The organism is Microcystis sp. T1-4 (assembly GCF_000297435.1).
In the GTDB taxonomy this organism is placed as follows: Bacteria; Cyanobacteriota; Cyanobacteriia; order Cyanobacteriales; family Microcystaceae; genus Microcystis.
Genome location: NZ_CAIP01000199.1, coordinates 1 through 15,664, shown reverse-complemented (window position 1 = coordinate 15,664; position 15,664 = coordinate 1). Strand labels below are relative to the sequence as shown.

Below are 15,664 nucleotides of genomic sequence, written 5' to 3'. Positions count from 1 at the left end.
TGGGATGCTCCCTATGAATTGGGGAGAGAGGGGAGCCTTTTTCAGTGATCAGTAAACAGTGAAATCAAAACTCACCTCTGATCACTGGTAACTGATCACTGATGACTGATTCTAGCGATCGATCTCGCCTTCGTAGGGTTGAACACCGATCGAGGGATAATTATCGTGGTTAGGACTGAAAACTTCTAACACTGCATGGGCCAACTTTTGGAAAAAGTCGGGACTCTCGTGCAAGGATTTAAGTGCCGCTTCTAATTCAGGACGGGAGAAATCGAAGCCTTGGGAGCGAGCTATCTCTAGTAATTGCTGAGGATCTTGGGTTGAGCGCATTTTTTGACCTAATTCTTCGTTTTTGGCGGCTAAGGCGAAGAAATCGAACACTTGATTTTTAGACATATAAATACTTTTCCTTTGATGATTAAAGGTGTGGCCTCGGCGGCGTGGAGGTTAAACTGCCTAGTTATGGTTTATTTTTATCCTACCAGTCAGGAGATATCCTCAAAGCAAAAGTTTCGTTTTTATTTGCTTGTATGGCTGAGTATGCTTTTTCTGGGGAGTGGCAAGTGGGAATTATGAATTATGAATTGAGGAGTGGGGGTGTGGGGAAGTGGGGAAGTGGGGTGTGGAGTGTGGGGACAATAAATAAAAATAATCTCCTGAATCCTGACTCCTGAATCCTGACTCCTGAATCCTGCCGACCGCCGACCGCTTCTTTCAAGTCAGAGAATAAATAGCCTAAAATAGAAACCTGCACTCTTGTTTCTGTAGCCAGCATCATGAATAAATCCCCACGTCGTTACCATATCACCACCTTTGGTTGTCAGATGAATAAAGCTGACTCCGAACGCATGGCGGGTATTTTAGAAGATTTGGGGTTTCAATGGTCCGAGGATGCCAACGAAGCCGATTTAATCCTCTACAATACCTGTACAATTCGCGATAATGCCGAACAGAAAGTATATTCCTATCTCGGCAGACAGGCTAAACGCAAACAAACTCAACCCGACCTTACTCTAGTGGTCGCTGGCTGCGTGGCCCAACAGGAAGGGGAACAATTATTAAGACGAGTTCCCGAAGTGGATTTAATTATCGGTCCCCAACACGCCAACCGTTTGGGAGACTTATTACAACAAGTTTTTGACGGTTCCCAGGTGGTGGCCACCGAACCCATCCACATCATGGAAGATATCACCAAACCGCGCCGGGATAGTAATATTACCGCTTGGGTAAACGTCATCTATGGTTGTAATGAACGCTGTACCTATTGTGTGGTTCCGGGGGTGCGTGGGGTGGAACAATCTCGCACTCCTGCGGCAATTCGAGCAGAAATGGAACAATTAGGACAACAGGGTTATAAAGAAATCACCCTTTTAGGTCAAAATATCGATGCCTACGGACGGGATTTACCCGGAGTGACGGCAAGCGGCCGACATCTGCACAATTTCACCGATTTACTCTACTACATTCACGATGTGGCCGGTATTGAACGTCTCCGTTTTGCCACCAGTCACCCCCGCTATTTTACCGAACGTTTAATTAAAGCTTGTCAGGAATTACCTAAAGTTTGTGAACATTTTCATATCCCTTTTCAATCGGGGGATAATGATGTTCTCAAGGCGATGAAACGGGGCTATACTCAGGAAAAATACCGACAAATTATTGCTAATATTCGCGATTTAATGCCGGATGCTGCCATTAGTGCCGATGCGATTGTCGGATTCCCCGGAGAAACAGAGGCACAGTTCGAGAATACTTTAAAATTAGTCGATGAGATTGGTTTTGATCAATTAAATACGGCGGCCTATTCTCCCCGTCCAGGCACTCCGGCCGCTATTTGGGATGATCAATTAAGTGAGCAGGTAAAAAGCGATCGCCTACAAAGATTAAATCATTTAGTGGCCACCAAAGCCGCCGAACGTTCCCAAAGATATTTAGGCAGAATTGAGGAAATTTTAGTGGAAGACGTTAACCCTAAAGATGCTAGTCAAGTTATGGGAAGAACTGGAGGTAATCGCTTAACTTTCTTTACCGGAAATATTGAGGAATTGCGAGGCAAATTTGTTAAGGTTAAAATTACCGAAGTCCGTCCCTTTAGTTTGACGGGAGTGATCTTTTAAGTAGTGGTGCAAAATAAATTTCTTGGTTAGGAGAGGCAATAGGCAATAGGCAAGAGGCAAAAGGTAGTTAAATATGTGTAACTAATTTGGCTCTCCCAGCTTTGGTGGGTAAAATGTATTCTAAGATACATTTCTCAAGAGCGAGGGGGTGGAACGAACCACAAAGACACAAAGGACACAAAGATCGATCGATCCTATGTCAATTAAACTTATCACACAGAACCTAGAAGAGCCCTAATTTTGCTTAGGTACTTAATAGTTAACAGTGACCCCTCAGCAGCGAAAAAAGACAATAGCTATCGGGAATAATTGGGTATTTTATGGATATTATCGCTATTTTGCAGCAAGATTATCAAAGATTTCCCCTCGATCAAACCTATGATATTTATGCTGATGACGTTTATTTTCAAGACCCTCTCAATCAATTTCGGGGGATTAAACGCTATCGAGAAATGATTGGTTTTATGGGTCAATGGTTCCAAGCTATCAAGATGGATGTCCACGCAATTGAACAGCAGGGAAATATTATTAATACCCGTTGGACATTGCACTGGATAACTCCTTTACCTTGGCGGCCTCGCATCGCTATTTCTGGACGCAGTGAATTAACTCTCGATGACAATAATCTGATTATTTCCCATATCGATTATTGGGATTGTTCACGCTGGGATGTGCTGCGTCAGCATTTATCTTTTCCCAGTTCTTAACTACATTTTTTAACCAGAAAATGCCGACCAACGAGCGCTCGTTTGCTTGACAAAATCCTGTAAAAATGCTAGGCGTTGATTTTGTTCCCAGACCTGTTTAACTTTATTCTGCAAACTCGTCCAATTCCAATCATTATTCAATTGCTCGTTAATTTCCTGTTCTTGGAAATATTCAATTAAACTTAAACCGGCTAAACGAGTTAGATAGGCTGCCCCGATTCCCTGTACTGTACCACCGGCGATATAAGTAATCGCATTTCCCTTGAGAATTGTTCCCAATGCCTGAGTTGTCACCTCTACCATACCCAATTGTACCATCATTTTTCCCAGGGTAGTCATAGCTGTTTTTGCTTGTTCAAGGGACATTTTTTGTTGATAAATTGCCCCTAAATCCACTAACATTTGAGCGTTAGTAGCTGCTGCTAAAACTAAATCTAGGGCCGCAAGAGGATTAGCAAAAGTGGCAGTAGCGGCTATCCATTGGTATTGTTCGATAACAGGTAAAGCCTTTTTGCGTCGGGATTGATTGAGTAATTGTTTGGTTTCCTTGGCTAATTCTAGCGCTTGTCTCCAGATAGTTCCGAGAACTAATTCCTGCTTTTCTTGTTCGATAATTTGTCGGAGATGATTGTCTAAAGGAGCGATAACCACGGTTTGGGGTTCCGTCCATTCCTTGATTTCTCCATTGCTTTGATGTTGACGAACTTTTAGGGGTTCAGGGGCAGCAGCTATGGCTAAAATATGATGAGCGGGAATAGTTTCTTTTAGTCTTTGTTTCAGGGAAAGGAGTATTTCTTCTCTGGTTTCGGCAGGTAAACGATCCTGTTTATTCAGTAACAGAATAACACGCTGGTGCATTCGATCGAATTGCTGGAGGATTTGCCATTCGGAATCGGTTAAATCCCCATTGATCAGATACAAAACTAAGTCAGCTGCTAGGGCCTTTTTCTGGTTAGCGGTGGAGTCGAGAGTTAGAAGCGGTTCCGTTTCCAGAAAAGCGATAGATTCCCCAAAGTTGCCGCTTTCTAGTAGTTTTTTTAAGGCAGTTTTACCAGTTTTTCTCGCACCGGTAATGGCAATTTTCAGGTCTTGGCGACTAAATTCTTGATTTAATTGGGTTAAAGTGGTTTTGAGAGGGGTTAAGTCTTGATCGGGGTCTTCTTTGGCCAGATAATTAATTATCTGCTCGGCCTTGCCAATCCCTTGTTTAACCTTTTCTAGACTCAGGGGACTGGGGGGGGAAAAATCGGTTTTCGCATTGGGTTTTTGCCAAAACCAGATACCGGCACCAACAGCAATCGCACCGAAAATACCCCAGGAACCAATTTCGCTCACTGTACTATTGAGACTTTCCCCCAGGGTGAAAGCAATGGTAATACCTATCCCCGTCACTAAAATCGGTTTACCCAATCTTACCGTCATTTTTCCTGATCCTCGCCAACTGCTCTGATTATTCTAGCTTTTTTGTGCTGGATTTCATCCCCAACTCAACTTTTTAGCCGACAGTTCCCCTGGTTCGTCCAGGCTGCTCTTGCCTAAAAGGCCCCAGATATGTCATAATGATCGATTGCGTGTAAATTTACCCGATCCCCTGTTGTTATGGCTAGTAAAAAAGGCGTTCGCCTAATCATCACTGTAGAATGCACGGAATGCCGCAGTAATCCCGATAAGCGTACCCCCGGCGTTTCTCGCTACACCACCAGCAAAAACCGTCGCAATACCACCGGCAGACTGGAAATCAAGAAATACTGTCCCCACTGCAATAAGCACACCGTCCACAAGGAAATTAAGTAAACACACTTTAGTTAAAAAGTCAAGCAATCTTTACAAATCTATGAGCTACTATCGTAAACGTCTTTCTCCCATCTCCCCCAGTCAACCGATTGACTACAAAGACACCGAACTCCTCCGCAAATTTATCACCGAACGCGGCAAAATTTTGCCGAGACGTATCACTGGTTTAACTTCTAAACAACAGCGAGATTTAACGGAAGCGGTAAAACGGGCCCGTTTAATGGCTTTATTGCCTTTTGTCAATCAAGAAGCCTAAATTCAGTAATCAGTGATCAGTAATCAGTAATCAGTGAACAGTGATCGCTGAAAATAACACATATAAGTAATAGGACAAAATTAACTTCTTGGTGAGGATAGGCACTCATGGAAGAAGTAATTGGATATGTGTAATTAATTGTATCTAGCTACTTAACTTAAAACTTAAACCTGATAACTGATAACTGGTCACTGATAACTGATAACTGATCACTGATAACTGATAACTGACCTCAGTATATTGGGGTTGCTTTCTCGTTTTTGCAAAGAAATATATCGGAATCGGCAGCGGATCGGAAAATTCGTGCGAGGATCTTAAGAAATTGTTAAATACCTCTAGGAGTAGCCGACGATTTTGTGATTATCGATCCAAATCCACCAATTAGCACAAGGGGAGCCTCTTATGGAAAAGCAGCCATCAGCAATCGATACCGAGTTAGATGGACAGCCACAAGAGGAGGATTCCGAGCAGTTTCTGCGTAGTATATTCAATTCCGTGCAAGCGTCGATTTTTGTGGTGGACGTGCTGGAAAATAGAGACTTTCGCTATGTGGGAGCAAACCCCGTTCATGAACGCTGGACAGGATTGCGCTCATCAGAGATTAAAGGAAAAACCCCCGAACAAATCCTTCCCCCCGATGATGCGCGTAGTGTGCGGCAACACTACAGTGATTGTGTGCGTTACGGAACGACTATTTCCTACGAACAGTATTTACCTTTTCAAAATATACCCTACTGGTGGCTAACGACTCTAACACCCCTACGGGATGACAATGGCTGCATCTATCGTTTAGTGGGAACCAGTACCAATATCACCGAACGCAAACAGGCCGAAGAAGCTTTAAGATTACAAGCAGAACGGGAACAACTACTGGGGGTAATGCAGGAAAGAATCCGGCAATCGTTGGATCTTGATCGCATTTTGCAAAGAACCGTTAAAGAAGTGCGACAATTTCTTAACTGCGATCGAGTGTTAATTTATCGTTTATTCCCCGATCGTAGTGGCATGATTGTGGTGGAATCCCATACTGGGAGGATTAATTCTGTCTTAGGAAACAGGATATTAGATCCCTGTTTTAATTTATCCCCAGAACGTCTGGAAAATTATCGCCGTGGCAGGATTCAAGTGATTGAAAATGTCCATAATTCGGGACTTGATCCCTGTTATCGCAACTTACTCACCTCTTTACAAGTACAGGCTAACCTGGTGGTGCCGATTATCTGCGATAACCAACTCTGGGGGTTACTAATTGCCCAAAATTGCCAAAAAACTCGCCCTTGGCAATCCCAAGAAATCGATCTGCTCAAACAATTAGCCATTCAAGTGGGAATTGCCATTCAACAAGCAGAACTACACCAACGGGTAAAATGCTTGAATACTGCTCTAGAATCGGAGGTTCAGCAAAGAACCGCCGAATTGCAGATGACTTTGAAGTATGAAGCATTAATCGGACGGATTACCGAAAAAATTCGCGATAGTCTCGATGAAAATCATATTTTGCAAACTACCACTAGGGAATTAGTGCAGGTTTTACCCGTAGAACGGGCCCAAATTGAGCTTTATGATCCCAGTCGCAGCAAAGCCACCATTGTCCACGAATATACCAATCAAGAGCTTATCTGTCAGGGAATTACTCGTCAAATTAGCGATTTTCCCGAAATCTATCAACCGCTGCTGCACAAACAAATTTTACAATTTGTCGATCATCTTCCCCTTGACAATCGGCAAATTTGTCGTGTTAACCGTTGCGCTTGTGCTATCTTTGATGATCAGGGCTTTTTGGGCAATCTTTGGCTAATTCGACCGGCTAATCAGATTTTTAACTCCTTAGAAACTAATTTGATTCAACATATTGCCACCGAATGTGCGATCGCTATTCGACAGGCGCGACTTTACGAATCTTCCCAAGCACAAGTGCGGGAATTAGAAAAACTGGAAAGATTAAAAAGCGAATTCCTGAAAACCCTTTCCCATGAACTGCGAACCCCGATTACCAGCATTCGTCTAGCGGTGGAAACCCTAGAAAGTCTCCTAGAATATCAAGGAATCGAGATCGATCCAGAGGATTCGATCGGTCAACTGTTGCAAATTCTTAACATTGAATCTCAACGTCAGAGCAAGTTAGTTAATGATCTGTTGACTTTAACCTATCTGGATGCGGAAAGCGAACCCCCAGCGATCGAAGCGATCGACTTACTTTCTTGGCTACCCTTATTAGTGGAACCTTTTCGCACTCTCACCCGCGAGCGACAACAGCAGTTAATTGTAGATATAGATGGGGACATACCGGAGATTAATACCAGTCTGTGTGATATCGAGCGCATCATAGCGGAATTACTAACCAATGCTTCCAAATATACCCCAGAACAAGGGATAATTAGGGTAGATGTCTGGCGTGCGGACGAGCAAATATTAATTAGTGTGAGTAATTCAGGTGTAGAAATCGCCCCAGAAGAGTTATCAAAGATATTCGCCCCTTTTTATCGCATTCCTCACCAAGATCCCTGGCGCTACAGTGGCACGGGTTTGGGTTTAGCTTTGGTCCGCCAACTGATTAAACCCCTGAATGCCACCATCGATGTCACCAGTGCCAATGCTGTCACCACTTTTACCCTCACCTTGCCAATCTAGTCGAGCGGAAAACTTTTTAGAAAAAAACCTTGCAATTATTTCGAGGGCGTGCTATATTAAGAAAGGACTAAAAAAAGCCGAGATAGCTCAGTTGGTAGAGCAGAGGACTGAAAATCCTCGTGTCCGCGGTTCAAATCCGCGTCTTGGCATCGGAAAAACAATAAAATTAGCCCTGTATTTACTTCCTATTCTGCTAGGTTTTGTAAATGCAAGAATAGGCGGTGAGAATGCGTCTTAGCTTATCAGTGATGATAGGGGATGCCTATCTTCGCTCGGATTTGGATCTTCAGTTCACTGATAACTGATAACTGATAACTGATAACTGATAAGTCTCCCCAACCCGCAACTACTTTTTGATTTTGGGCTTGACGTAAGCGGTCACGGATTAAGATAATCTAACAAGTATGTACGACAATGAAATCCTAGACTCTAGCAACTCCTTAAATAATCCTCTCGATGGGAGCGATCCGAATCAAGCAGCGGAAATCCCCCCCGATCCGGAGGAAATGCTCTCATTGCTTACTTCTGCTCATCTGAGCGAGAGGATGATCGCGGCCCGCGCCTTTTGTGAATTGCGTGACGAAAGAGCGATCGCCCCGTTACTGGAGATGTTAAACGATGTCTGTCCCCTAGTGCGTGTCAGTGTCGCCTACGCTTTGGGCAGAAATCCCAGTCTTAGCGCCGTGGAGCCTTTAATCGATTTACTGGCCAGAGATTGGAATGGTTACGTCAGAAAAGGGGTAGTTTGGGCCCTGGGTAACTGTGGTGATCGCAGAGCGATCAATCCTTTGGTTCACGCTCTCAAAACCGATATTTCGGCGGTGCGATTATGGGCCGCCAGTAGTTTGGCCCAGATTGCCAAGGTCAATTATGAAGATATCATCACCGTGTTGCCGCCTTTAATTGAAGGATTGCGCCGAGATTTAATCGCAGCCGTGCGGAGTAATTGCGCTTGGTCGATCGGTCAATTATGCCGAGAATTGCCCTTCAATGTGATTTATGCCACGGCGATCGATGCTTTAATCGAGGCCTTGGTGGAAGATGAGGATTTAGGTGTCAAGGAGGATGCGAGAGGTGCTTTATTAAAAGTGGGCGACCCAAGAGGATTACAATTGATCGAGGAATTAGAGCTTGAAGGAATTATCTAAACCGCTAATTTTGGGCGTTACGGGGGCATCAGGGCTGATTTATGCCGTGCGTACCCTCAAATATCTACTTTTAGCCGACTACACGATCGATCTAGTGGCTTCCAAATCAGCTTACACTGTCTGGCAAGCGGAAGATCAGACGCGGATGCCTCCAGAACCAGAGCTGCAAGAACAATTTTGGCGCAGCCAATGTGGGGTGATGGAAGGGGGAAAACTACGCTGTCATCGTTGGGGTGATGTGGGGGCAACGATCGCCAGTGGTTCCTATCGCACCCTTGGCATGGTAATTATTCCCTGTAGCATGAGTACAGTGGCCAAATTAGCGGGGGGATTAAGTTCCGATTTGCTAGAAAGAGCGGCCGATGTGCAGATTAAGGAGGGCAGAAAATTGGTTTTAGTACCGCGAGAAACCCCCTTTAGTTTAATTCATCTGCGTAATTTAACCACTTTAGCTGAGGCAGGCGTTAGAATTGTGCCAGCAATACCGGCATGGTATCACCATCCCCAATCGATCGAGGATTTGGTCGATTTTGTCATCGCTCGTACTCTCGATCAGTTAGATATCGATTGTGTGGCCATTAATCGCTGGCAAGGACATTGACAGTTATCAGTGATCAGTTATCAGTTGTCAGTGGATAGTGGACAGTGGTTAGTGGGAAAGCATCTCATTTATGCAAGTGAGTAATTATACTTATCCATAAAACTGGTTTCTAGCAAGACTTTCAAAATAGCTTGACATAAAAACCTGATTTAGGGGTTACAAAGGTGAGATGCTCCCGTGGTTAGTTAGTGGTTAGGGACCTGCGCTTTGATAATGTACCTTTTGGGCGAATGCAGTTCGCCCCTACATTGTGGACAAAATCCGTTACTGTAGGGGTGCAAAGCTTGCGCCCTCCGATCGATTGGGATATTATTCCCACGCAAGTCCCTTAGTGATTGATCACTGATCACTGTTTACTGATCACTGTTTACTGATCACTGTTTACTGATCACTGAATCAAGGGAGGTAAAAATGGGCTGGATAATGGTCTTATTTGCGATCGCTGTAGGCGGATTACTGATCTGGCAGAATCTGACGGTGATCACTTTGGTCTTTTTTGGCGGTATGATGACGGTAAAACTGCCCCTAGCGGTCTGGGTGTTACTTTTCACCCTAGCGGGAATTATCAGTGGTTTAACCCTGCAATTTCTCTATAGTTTTGGTCGTCCTTTGGCTGCCCCAAAAGCCTCCCCTCGTATAGCGAATAATCCTACAGTCCCACCCCCATCTCCCCGACCTAGCTATATTCAAGATACTGCTGCTTCTGCACGGGGTAACGATTGGGAAAGAGAGAGCGGTGATGATTGGAATTTTGATCCACCCCCCGAACAACCGACCACCATTCAGGATCGGGAAGAATTCTCGCCTAGGCTTGCCGATGAGGAAAAAGCAAATTTTGTCAAGCCTCCAAGTGACAGTTCTAAAACTGGCACGGTTTATTCTTATAGTTACCGCACAGCCAAACAGACTCGCGGGGAAAAGGCCGATCAAGTGTACGATGTCAATTATCGGATTATTACGCCCCCCGCCCAGGATCAAAACCAAGATCGGGAGGTAAACAAAGGGGATGACGAGGATTGGATTTAACTTTCCCTTCGACGTAGCTCAGGGCCAGGACAGAGTAGAGGTTCCTTCCTACCCAAATCCCTCCGAGAAGACAAACTGTTGTGGCCTTGCCTCCTGTCTTACAATGGGGAAATCTAGGTTGTGTAGATAGATCGCCATGAAACACACATTATCCGTATTAGTTGAAGATGAAGCAGGAGTCTTAACCCGTATTGCTGGATTGTTTGCCCGTCGGGGCTTTAATATTGAAAGTCTGGCCGTGGGTCCTGCCGAACAGATGGGAGTTTCTCGGATTACGATGGTAGTACCAGGAGACGAGGACAGTATCGAACAGTTAACCAAACAACTTTACAAGTTAATTAACGTCCTCAAGGTGCAGGATATCACCCAAACCCCTTGTGTGGAAAGGGAATTAATGCTGATTAAAGTTAATGCTACCGCCGAGCGCCGGGCCGAAGTGATCGAATTAGCGCAGGTATTCCGGGCGCGAATTGTGGATATTTCCGAGGAAACCCTGACCATCGAAGTGGTGGGGGATCCGGGTAAAATGGTGGCGATTATGCAAATGCTGAATAAATTTGGCGTTCGCGAGGTGGCCCGTACCGGTAAAATTGCTCTGATTCGCGAGTCGGGAGTCAATACGGAATACCTGAAAGCTTTAGAGGCTAAAATGGCAATTTAGGGATATTGGGAGTGAATTGGGGTGTTAGGGTTTTAGGGTGTTAGGGTTTTAGGGTGTTAGGGTTTTAGGGTGTTGGGGTGATGGGGTGTTAGGGTGGTCACTGCGTGCGCGTTGCGGGGGGTGTTAGGGTGTTGGGGTTTTAGTTGAAATTCCCCATTCCCCCACTTGCCACTACCCCATTCCCCCACAACCCCATTCCCCCACTACCCCATTCCCCCACTTCCCCTGTTGCCTCCAGAAGCTGATAACTGATAAAAACTATGTCTAACCAGTCGCCGAAAACCCAAATTAGTCAACTTGTCACCGTTGCCGTGCAGAAATTGCAAGGAAAGGTGAATTTTCAGGCGGTAAATCTCAAAAAAGGGGCTAGAGTTCCCGAATTACGCCTTAAAAACGAGAATGGCAGCGGGGAAAGCAAATATCCCCTTATTGGCGATCGCTATTTGTTAGGCCGCAGTTCCAGTTCCTGTGATATTACTATCCGTAATACCGTGGTCAGTCAGATTCATTGTTCCCTACAGCGTGACCCGAAAAATCCCCATAATTTCCTGCTCACAGATGAAAACTCCACTAACGGGGTTTATATGGGTAAACGTCGTCTGAAAAGCGTTTCCCTGCGTCATGGTGATACCTTTACCCTGGCCCCTCCAGACTTAGCCAATTGTGTCACCATCTCCTATTACTGTCCCCCTCCTCTGTGGGTGCGACTTTTGCGCTATGGTTTCTATGGTGCGGGGGGTATTTTCGGTTTATTAGTTTTAGCGGTTATCTGGGAAAGTCGCAAAGTTAATGTTTATCCACTCCCTTCCGGGGTGAGAGGTCCGGTGGTCGTCTATGCTAGGGATGGTCAAACTCCCCTCAATCCCATTCGACAGGAAACTCACCAAGAATTAGATAATCTGGGGGATTTTTCACCCTATTTGCCCAAGGCGGTTGTCGCTTCCGAAGATAGTCGTTTTTACTGGCATTTTGGCGTTGATCCTTTGGGGATTGTCCGGGCTGTTATGATTAATTGGCAAGGTCGGGGCATTCGTCAAGGGGCCAGTACCCTGACTCAACAGTTGGCCCGTAGTTTATTCCCCGAAGTCGGTCGCCAAAATACTGCCGATCGCAAACTCCGGGAGGCTGTGGTCGCTTTACAATTAGAAGCGGTGTATAGTAAGGATACAATTCTCAAAACCTATCTCAATCGAGTTTATCTCGGTTTGGCCGGCTACGGTTTTGAAGACGCGGCCCGCTTTTATTTTGATAAATCCGCTAGAGATTTAGATATCTCCGAGGCTGCCACCCTTGTGGCTATGTTACCCGCCCCGAATCGATTTAATCCCATTCAAGATTATGACACTTCCGTACAATTACGCAATCGTGTCATCGATCGCATGGCCCAATTAAGGATGATTTCCCCGGAAGCGGCGGCCAGCGCCCGCAGATCTCGCATTGAAATCAGTCCCCAAGCCAAAAAATCCCTATCTAGTACGATTGCACCATATTTTTATAGTTACGTTTTCGAGGAATTACAGGACCTTTTAGGAGAGGAAGTGGCCAAAGAGGGCAATTTTATTGTTGAAACCAGTTTAGACCGCCGGCTACAGGCGATCGCAGAAAAAAGTTTAAAAAATAATGTCCTAAAGCAAGGACCCCGCTATCGATACTCCCAAGGGGCTTTAGTTACTTTAAACAGTCAAACCGGGGAAATTCTCGCTTTAGTCGGGGGAGTTGATTATCAAAAAAGCCAATTTAACCGCGCTATCCAAGCTAAACGTCAACCCGGTTCCACTTTTAAGGTATTTGCTTATGCTGCCGCCCTGGAAAAGGGAATATCGCCCTATAAAATCTATACCTGCGCGGGACTCTCTTGGCAAGGACAGGCCTATTCTCCCTGTGAACGCAGTAGCGGGGGGGTCAATATGTTTCAAGGTTTAGCGCAATCGGAAAATAGCGTCGCCCTTCGCATTGCTCGCGAGGCAGGATTAAGTAATGTGGTCAATGTGGCGGAACGTTTGGGGGTGAAATCACCTTTAAATCCTGTACCGGGGCTAATTTTAGGGCAAAGCGAGGTAAATGTCTTGGAAATGACTGGCGCTTATGGGGTTTTTGACCATGGTGGGCGCTGGAATCGTCCCCACGCCATTAAACGCATTCTCGACGCTTCCGACTGTGAAAATGTGGAGGATTTGAGTACCTGTCGGGTTATTTATGACTATGGCGAGGATAGCGAGAGAAATCAGCAGGTAATCTCCCCTAAAACCGCCGAAACGATGAATAGCCTCTTGCGGGGGGTGATAACTAATGGTACGGGAGGTGCTGCTAGTGTTGGCATGGGAGAAGCGGGTAAAACGGGAACTACTAATAATTATGTGGATCTCTGGTTTATCGGTTATCTTCCCCGTCGCGACTGGGTGACAGGTATTTGGTTAGGGAATGATAACAATTCTCCCACTTCCGGCAGTAGTCAACAGGCAGCAAAGTTATGGGGCGATTATCACCGTCAGTTAATCACCACAGAAAACTAAGGGACTTGCGCTTTGATAATGTACCTTTTGGGCGAACGCAGTTCGCCCCTACATTGTGGACAAAATCCGTTACTGTAGGGGCGCAAAGCTTGCGCCCTCCGATCGATTGGGATATTATTCCCACGCAAGTCCCTAATGCCAATGGCTCTGAAGCTCAGACCCATTTTAACCGTCTATCCTTAAGATTAGTGGAATCCCCCCAACCCCCCCGACATCGGGGGGTCTTGCCTCTTGCCTCATCTCAACTAACAATTTAAATGGTTCACAGTAATAAGGGTGTCTTAGCCCTAGCTAATACACCCAGTATCTGTGTATTCAAATAAGGAAATTAAATGAAGGCGAAGTTAGCAGCAGTTAAACCGGTTGTAAGCGAGTTAGTGCCACCAATTGTTGCAATGACAACCCGATCAGATGACCCTGACCAGTTACCATCAGCGTCATACAAGAACTGCCTTGCACCGGCATTGGTGGCTAAGGCAAAACGAGCAGAACCAGAGGTAACCGTTTGAATAGTAGCCAGAAGACCAACAAAAATAACATTGTTAGCCTCGCCGTTTGAAGGCGTCAAATCAATAACTGCCGTCGTACCTGCTGCTGGAGCGCCTGTGTAAGCACTAGAGGTAATTGCAAAGACATCGGTCCCATTAACAGCGCTAGAGACAGAAAAGGATGTTATTGAGTCAGTGTCTTGATTGGTAAATACAAAGGTATCGTTGCCAGCTGCACCAATTAGGGTATCGGTCCCTGCGCCACCAATTAGGGTATCGTTGCCAGTTCCACCACTTAGGCTATCGTTTCCCCCTCCACCAGTTAGGCTATCGGCGCCAGCGTTACCAATTAGGGTATCGTTGCCAGTACCACCGATTAGGGTATCGGCTTGGCCGCCGCCGGTCAGGGTGACAGCAGTGGCATTTCCGCTATTGGTGAGCGTCCATCCCGATGTACCAGTCGCTGAAGCAACGTTGATGTTAAAGCCGCTCGCCGTGACCGATGCAGTGCCTGAGTTGCTGGTCGATGCAGTGGCGGTCCAGGCTGCTACCGCCGTGGCATTCGCCGTGGCACCAGCGGCGACAAGCAGGATGTCGGTGCCGTTTCCAAGATCGGAAATGGTGTCGGTGCCGGCGGCGACGTTGAAGGTATCGACTCCCGCGCCACCAGTTAGGCTATCGTTGCCATTGCCACCAACTAGGGTATCGGCACCAGTTCCACCAATGAGAGTGTCTGCGTTAGCGGAGCCGGTCAGGGTGACAGCAGTGGCATTTCCGCTATTGGTGAGCGTCCATCCCGATGTACCAGTCGCTGAAGCAACGTTGATGTTAAAGCCGCTCGCCGTGACCGATGCAGTGCCTGAGTTGCTGGTCGATGCAGTGGCGGTCCAGGCTGCTACCGCCGTGGCATTCGCCGTGGCACCAGCGGCGACAAGCAGGATGTCGACACCGTTTCCAAGATCGGAAATGGTGTCGGTGCCGGCGGCGACGTTGAAGGTATCGACTCCCGCGCCACCAATTAGGCTATCGTTTCCTTGGCCACCATCTAGGCTATCGTTGCCATTGCCGCCAACTAGGGTATCGGCTTGGTTGCTGCCGCTTAGGGTATCGGCAGACCCACTACCTGTAATAAAATAGGAATCGGTGTTTAGGAGTGGTGCGATCGTAGTTTGGCCAGAGGGTGATGGTGGTGCGCCCAAATTTATTTGTTGCGTACCTGCCGCTTTCGGGTAGGAATTAGTGCCGACGGTTAGTATATGAGTGCCGCCAACCATAGATCTAACAAAGGTATTGGTATCTGCTGGCAGGTTAAGGGTCGTAGTAAAGGGGAAATCGTTCCCAACAAGGGTTGCGCTAACAGCACTGGTCGTTCCGTTGAATAATCTCCAAACCGAATCGCCGTCATTGAAAACGCCAATGGACGTGAGATTATAGTCACCAGCGTCTGTTGTCGATATAGAAATAGGGGTATCAGTAAAGGTGTTCAAGAACTGGGCAACTGTTGCTGATACACCAGTAACAGCAGGAGTGAAATTAACACCAGCTAGGGCAGAGAAGTCTATAGTAACAGTGGGCATAGTTTTTTCTTTGAATGATGTGTTTGAACTTGAAGAGTTTGACAGTCCCTCCCCGATCATTATATATCAGAGAAAAAAATGCAACCGTGTTTGCCTGGTTTGTTGCCTGAATTGTTGCTAATGGTCAGGTTTTTAAGAATTTTGG

13 protein-coding genes, 1 tRNA gene and 1 pseudogene are annotated in these 15,664 nt (G+C 46.1%); 11 read left to right on the top strand and 4 right to left on the bottom strand.

What is annotated here, in order from left to right:
- Positions 1-111: 111 nt before the first annotated feature.
- Positions 112-396, bottom strand: a complete 285-nt coding sequence (locus tag MICAI_RS12665; RefSeq protein ID WP_002741693.1) for a Nif11-like leader peptide family natural product precursor — start codon at positions 394-396, stop codon at positions 112-114.
- Positions 397-776: 380 nt separating this feature from the next.
- Between MICAI_RS12665 and miaB the strand changes: the two genes are divergently transcribed.
- Complete coding sequence (gene miaB / locus MICAI_RS12655; protein WP_008202465.1) at positions 777-2,117, top strand: tRNA (N6-isopentenyl adenosine(37)-C2)-methylthiotransferase MiaB; 1,341 nt, start codon at positions 777-779, stop codon at positions 2,115-2,117.
- A 26-nt stretch (positions 2,118-2,143) separates the two neighbouring features.
- On the opposite strand, the pseudogene MICAI_RS27875 reads toward miaB, so the two are convergent.
- Positions 2,144-2,333: pseudogene (locus MICAI_RS27875) on the bottom strand (hypothetical protein).
- A gap of 104 nt (positions 2,334-2,437) precedes the next feature.
- Here MICAI_RS27875 and MICAI_RS12650 point away from each other — a divergent pair.
- On the top strand, positions 2,438-2,824 hold the full coding sequence (locus MICAI_RS12650; protein WP_008202463.1) for a DUF2358 domain-containing protein: 387 nt from the start codon (positions 2,438-2,440) through the stop codon (positions 2,822-2,824).
- A gap of 9 nt (positions 2,825-2,833) precedes the next feature.
- Here MICAI_RS12650 and MICAI_RS12645 read toward each other — a convergent pair whose 3' ends face one another.
- Positions 2,834-4,246 carry a slr1306 family protein gene (locus tag MICAI_RS12645; protein ID WP_008202461.1) on the bottom strand — a complete coding sequence of 471 codons (1,413 nt, stop codon included), beginning with the start codon at positions 4,244-4,246 and terminating at the stop codon, positions 2,834-2,836.
- A gap of 177 nt (positions 4,247-4,423) precedes the next feature.
- On the opposite strand from MICAI_RS12645, the gene rpmG reads away from it, so the two are divergent.
- The 9 genes from rpmG to MICAI_RS12600 all read left to right on the top strand — a co-directional run bounded on the left by rpmG (position 4,424) and on the right by MICAI_RS12600 (position 13,454).
- Positions 4,424-4,618 carry a 50S ribosomal protein L33 gene (gene rpmG, locus MICAI_RS23875; protein WP_002734724.1) on the top strand — a complete coding sequence of 65 codons (195 nt, stop codon included), beginning with the start codon at positions 4,424-4,426 and terminating at the stop codon, positions 4,616-4,618.
- A 40-nt stretch (positions 4,619-4,658) separates the two neighbouring features.
- Positions 4,659-4,874 carry a 30S ribosomal protein S18 gene (gene rpsR / locus MICAI_RS12635; protein ID WP_002770735.1) on the top strand — a complete coding sequence of 72 codons (216 nt, stop codon included), beginning with the start codon at positions 4,659-4,661 and terminating at the stop codon, positions 4,872-4,874.
- 402 nt (positions 4,875-5,276) lie between these two features.
- Entirely contained in the window at positions 5,277-7,505 is a 2,229-nt protein-coding gene (locus MICAI_RS12630; RefSeq protein ID WP_008202455.1) for a sensor histidine kinase, read from the top strand.
- Positions 7,506-7,581: 76 nt separating this feature from the next.
- Positions 7,582-7,654 (top strand) — tRNA-Phe (locus MICAI_RS12625).
- A 255-nt stretch (positions 7,655-7,909) separates the two neighbouring features.
- Positions 7,910-8,653, top strand: coding sequence for a HEAT repeat domain-containing protein (locus tag MICAI_RS12620; protein WP_008202453.1), 744 nt, complete (start codon positions 7,910-7,912; stop codon positions 8,651-8,653).
- Positions 8,637-9,254 carry a flavin prenyltransferase UbiX gene (locus tag MICAI_RS12615; RefSeq protein ID WP_008202451.1) on the top strand — a complete coding sequence of 206 codons (618 nt, stop codon included), beginning with the start codon at positions 8,637-8,639 and terminating at the stop codon, positions 9,252-9,254. Before MICAI_RS12620 ends, MICAI_RS12615 begins: the two co-directional genes overlap by 17 nt.
- A gap of 411 nt (positions 9,255-9,665) precedes the next feature.
- The gene (locus MICAI_RS12610; RefSeq protein WP_008202449.1) at positions 9,666-10,280 is read left to right on the top strand and encodes a hypothetical protein; all 615 of its coding nucleotides are present in this window, start codon (positions 9,666-9,668) and stop codon (positions 10,278-10,280) included.
- Positions 10,281-10,416: 136 nt separating this feature from the next.
- A complete protein-coding gene (ilvN, locus tag MICAI_RS12605) occupies positions 10,417-10,941 on the top strand; it encodes an acetolactate synthase small subunit (RefSeq protein WP_002743360.1) in 525 nt (174 codons plus the stop codon).
- Positions 10,942-11,201: 260 nt separating this feature from the next.
- Complete coding sequence (locus MICAI_RS12600) at positions 11,202-13,454, top strand: PBP1A family penicillin-binding protein (RefSeq protein WP_008202446.1); 2,253 nt, start codon at positions 11,202-11,204, stop codon at positions 13,452-13,454.
- Positions 13,455-13,782: 328 nt separating this feature from the next.
- On the opposite strand, the gene MICAI_RS12590 is transcribed toward MICAI_RS12600, so the two are convergent.
- Positions 13,783-15,579 (bottom strand): calcium-binding protein, encoded by a 1,797-nt coding sequence (locus tag MICAI_RS12590; protein ID WP_232306190.1) that lies wholly within the window; start codon positions 15,577-15,579, stop codon positions 13,783-13,785.
- Positions 15,580-15,664: the final 85 nt, after the last annotated feature.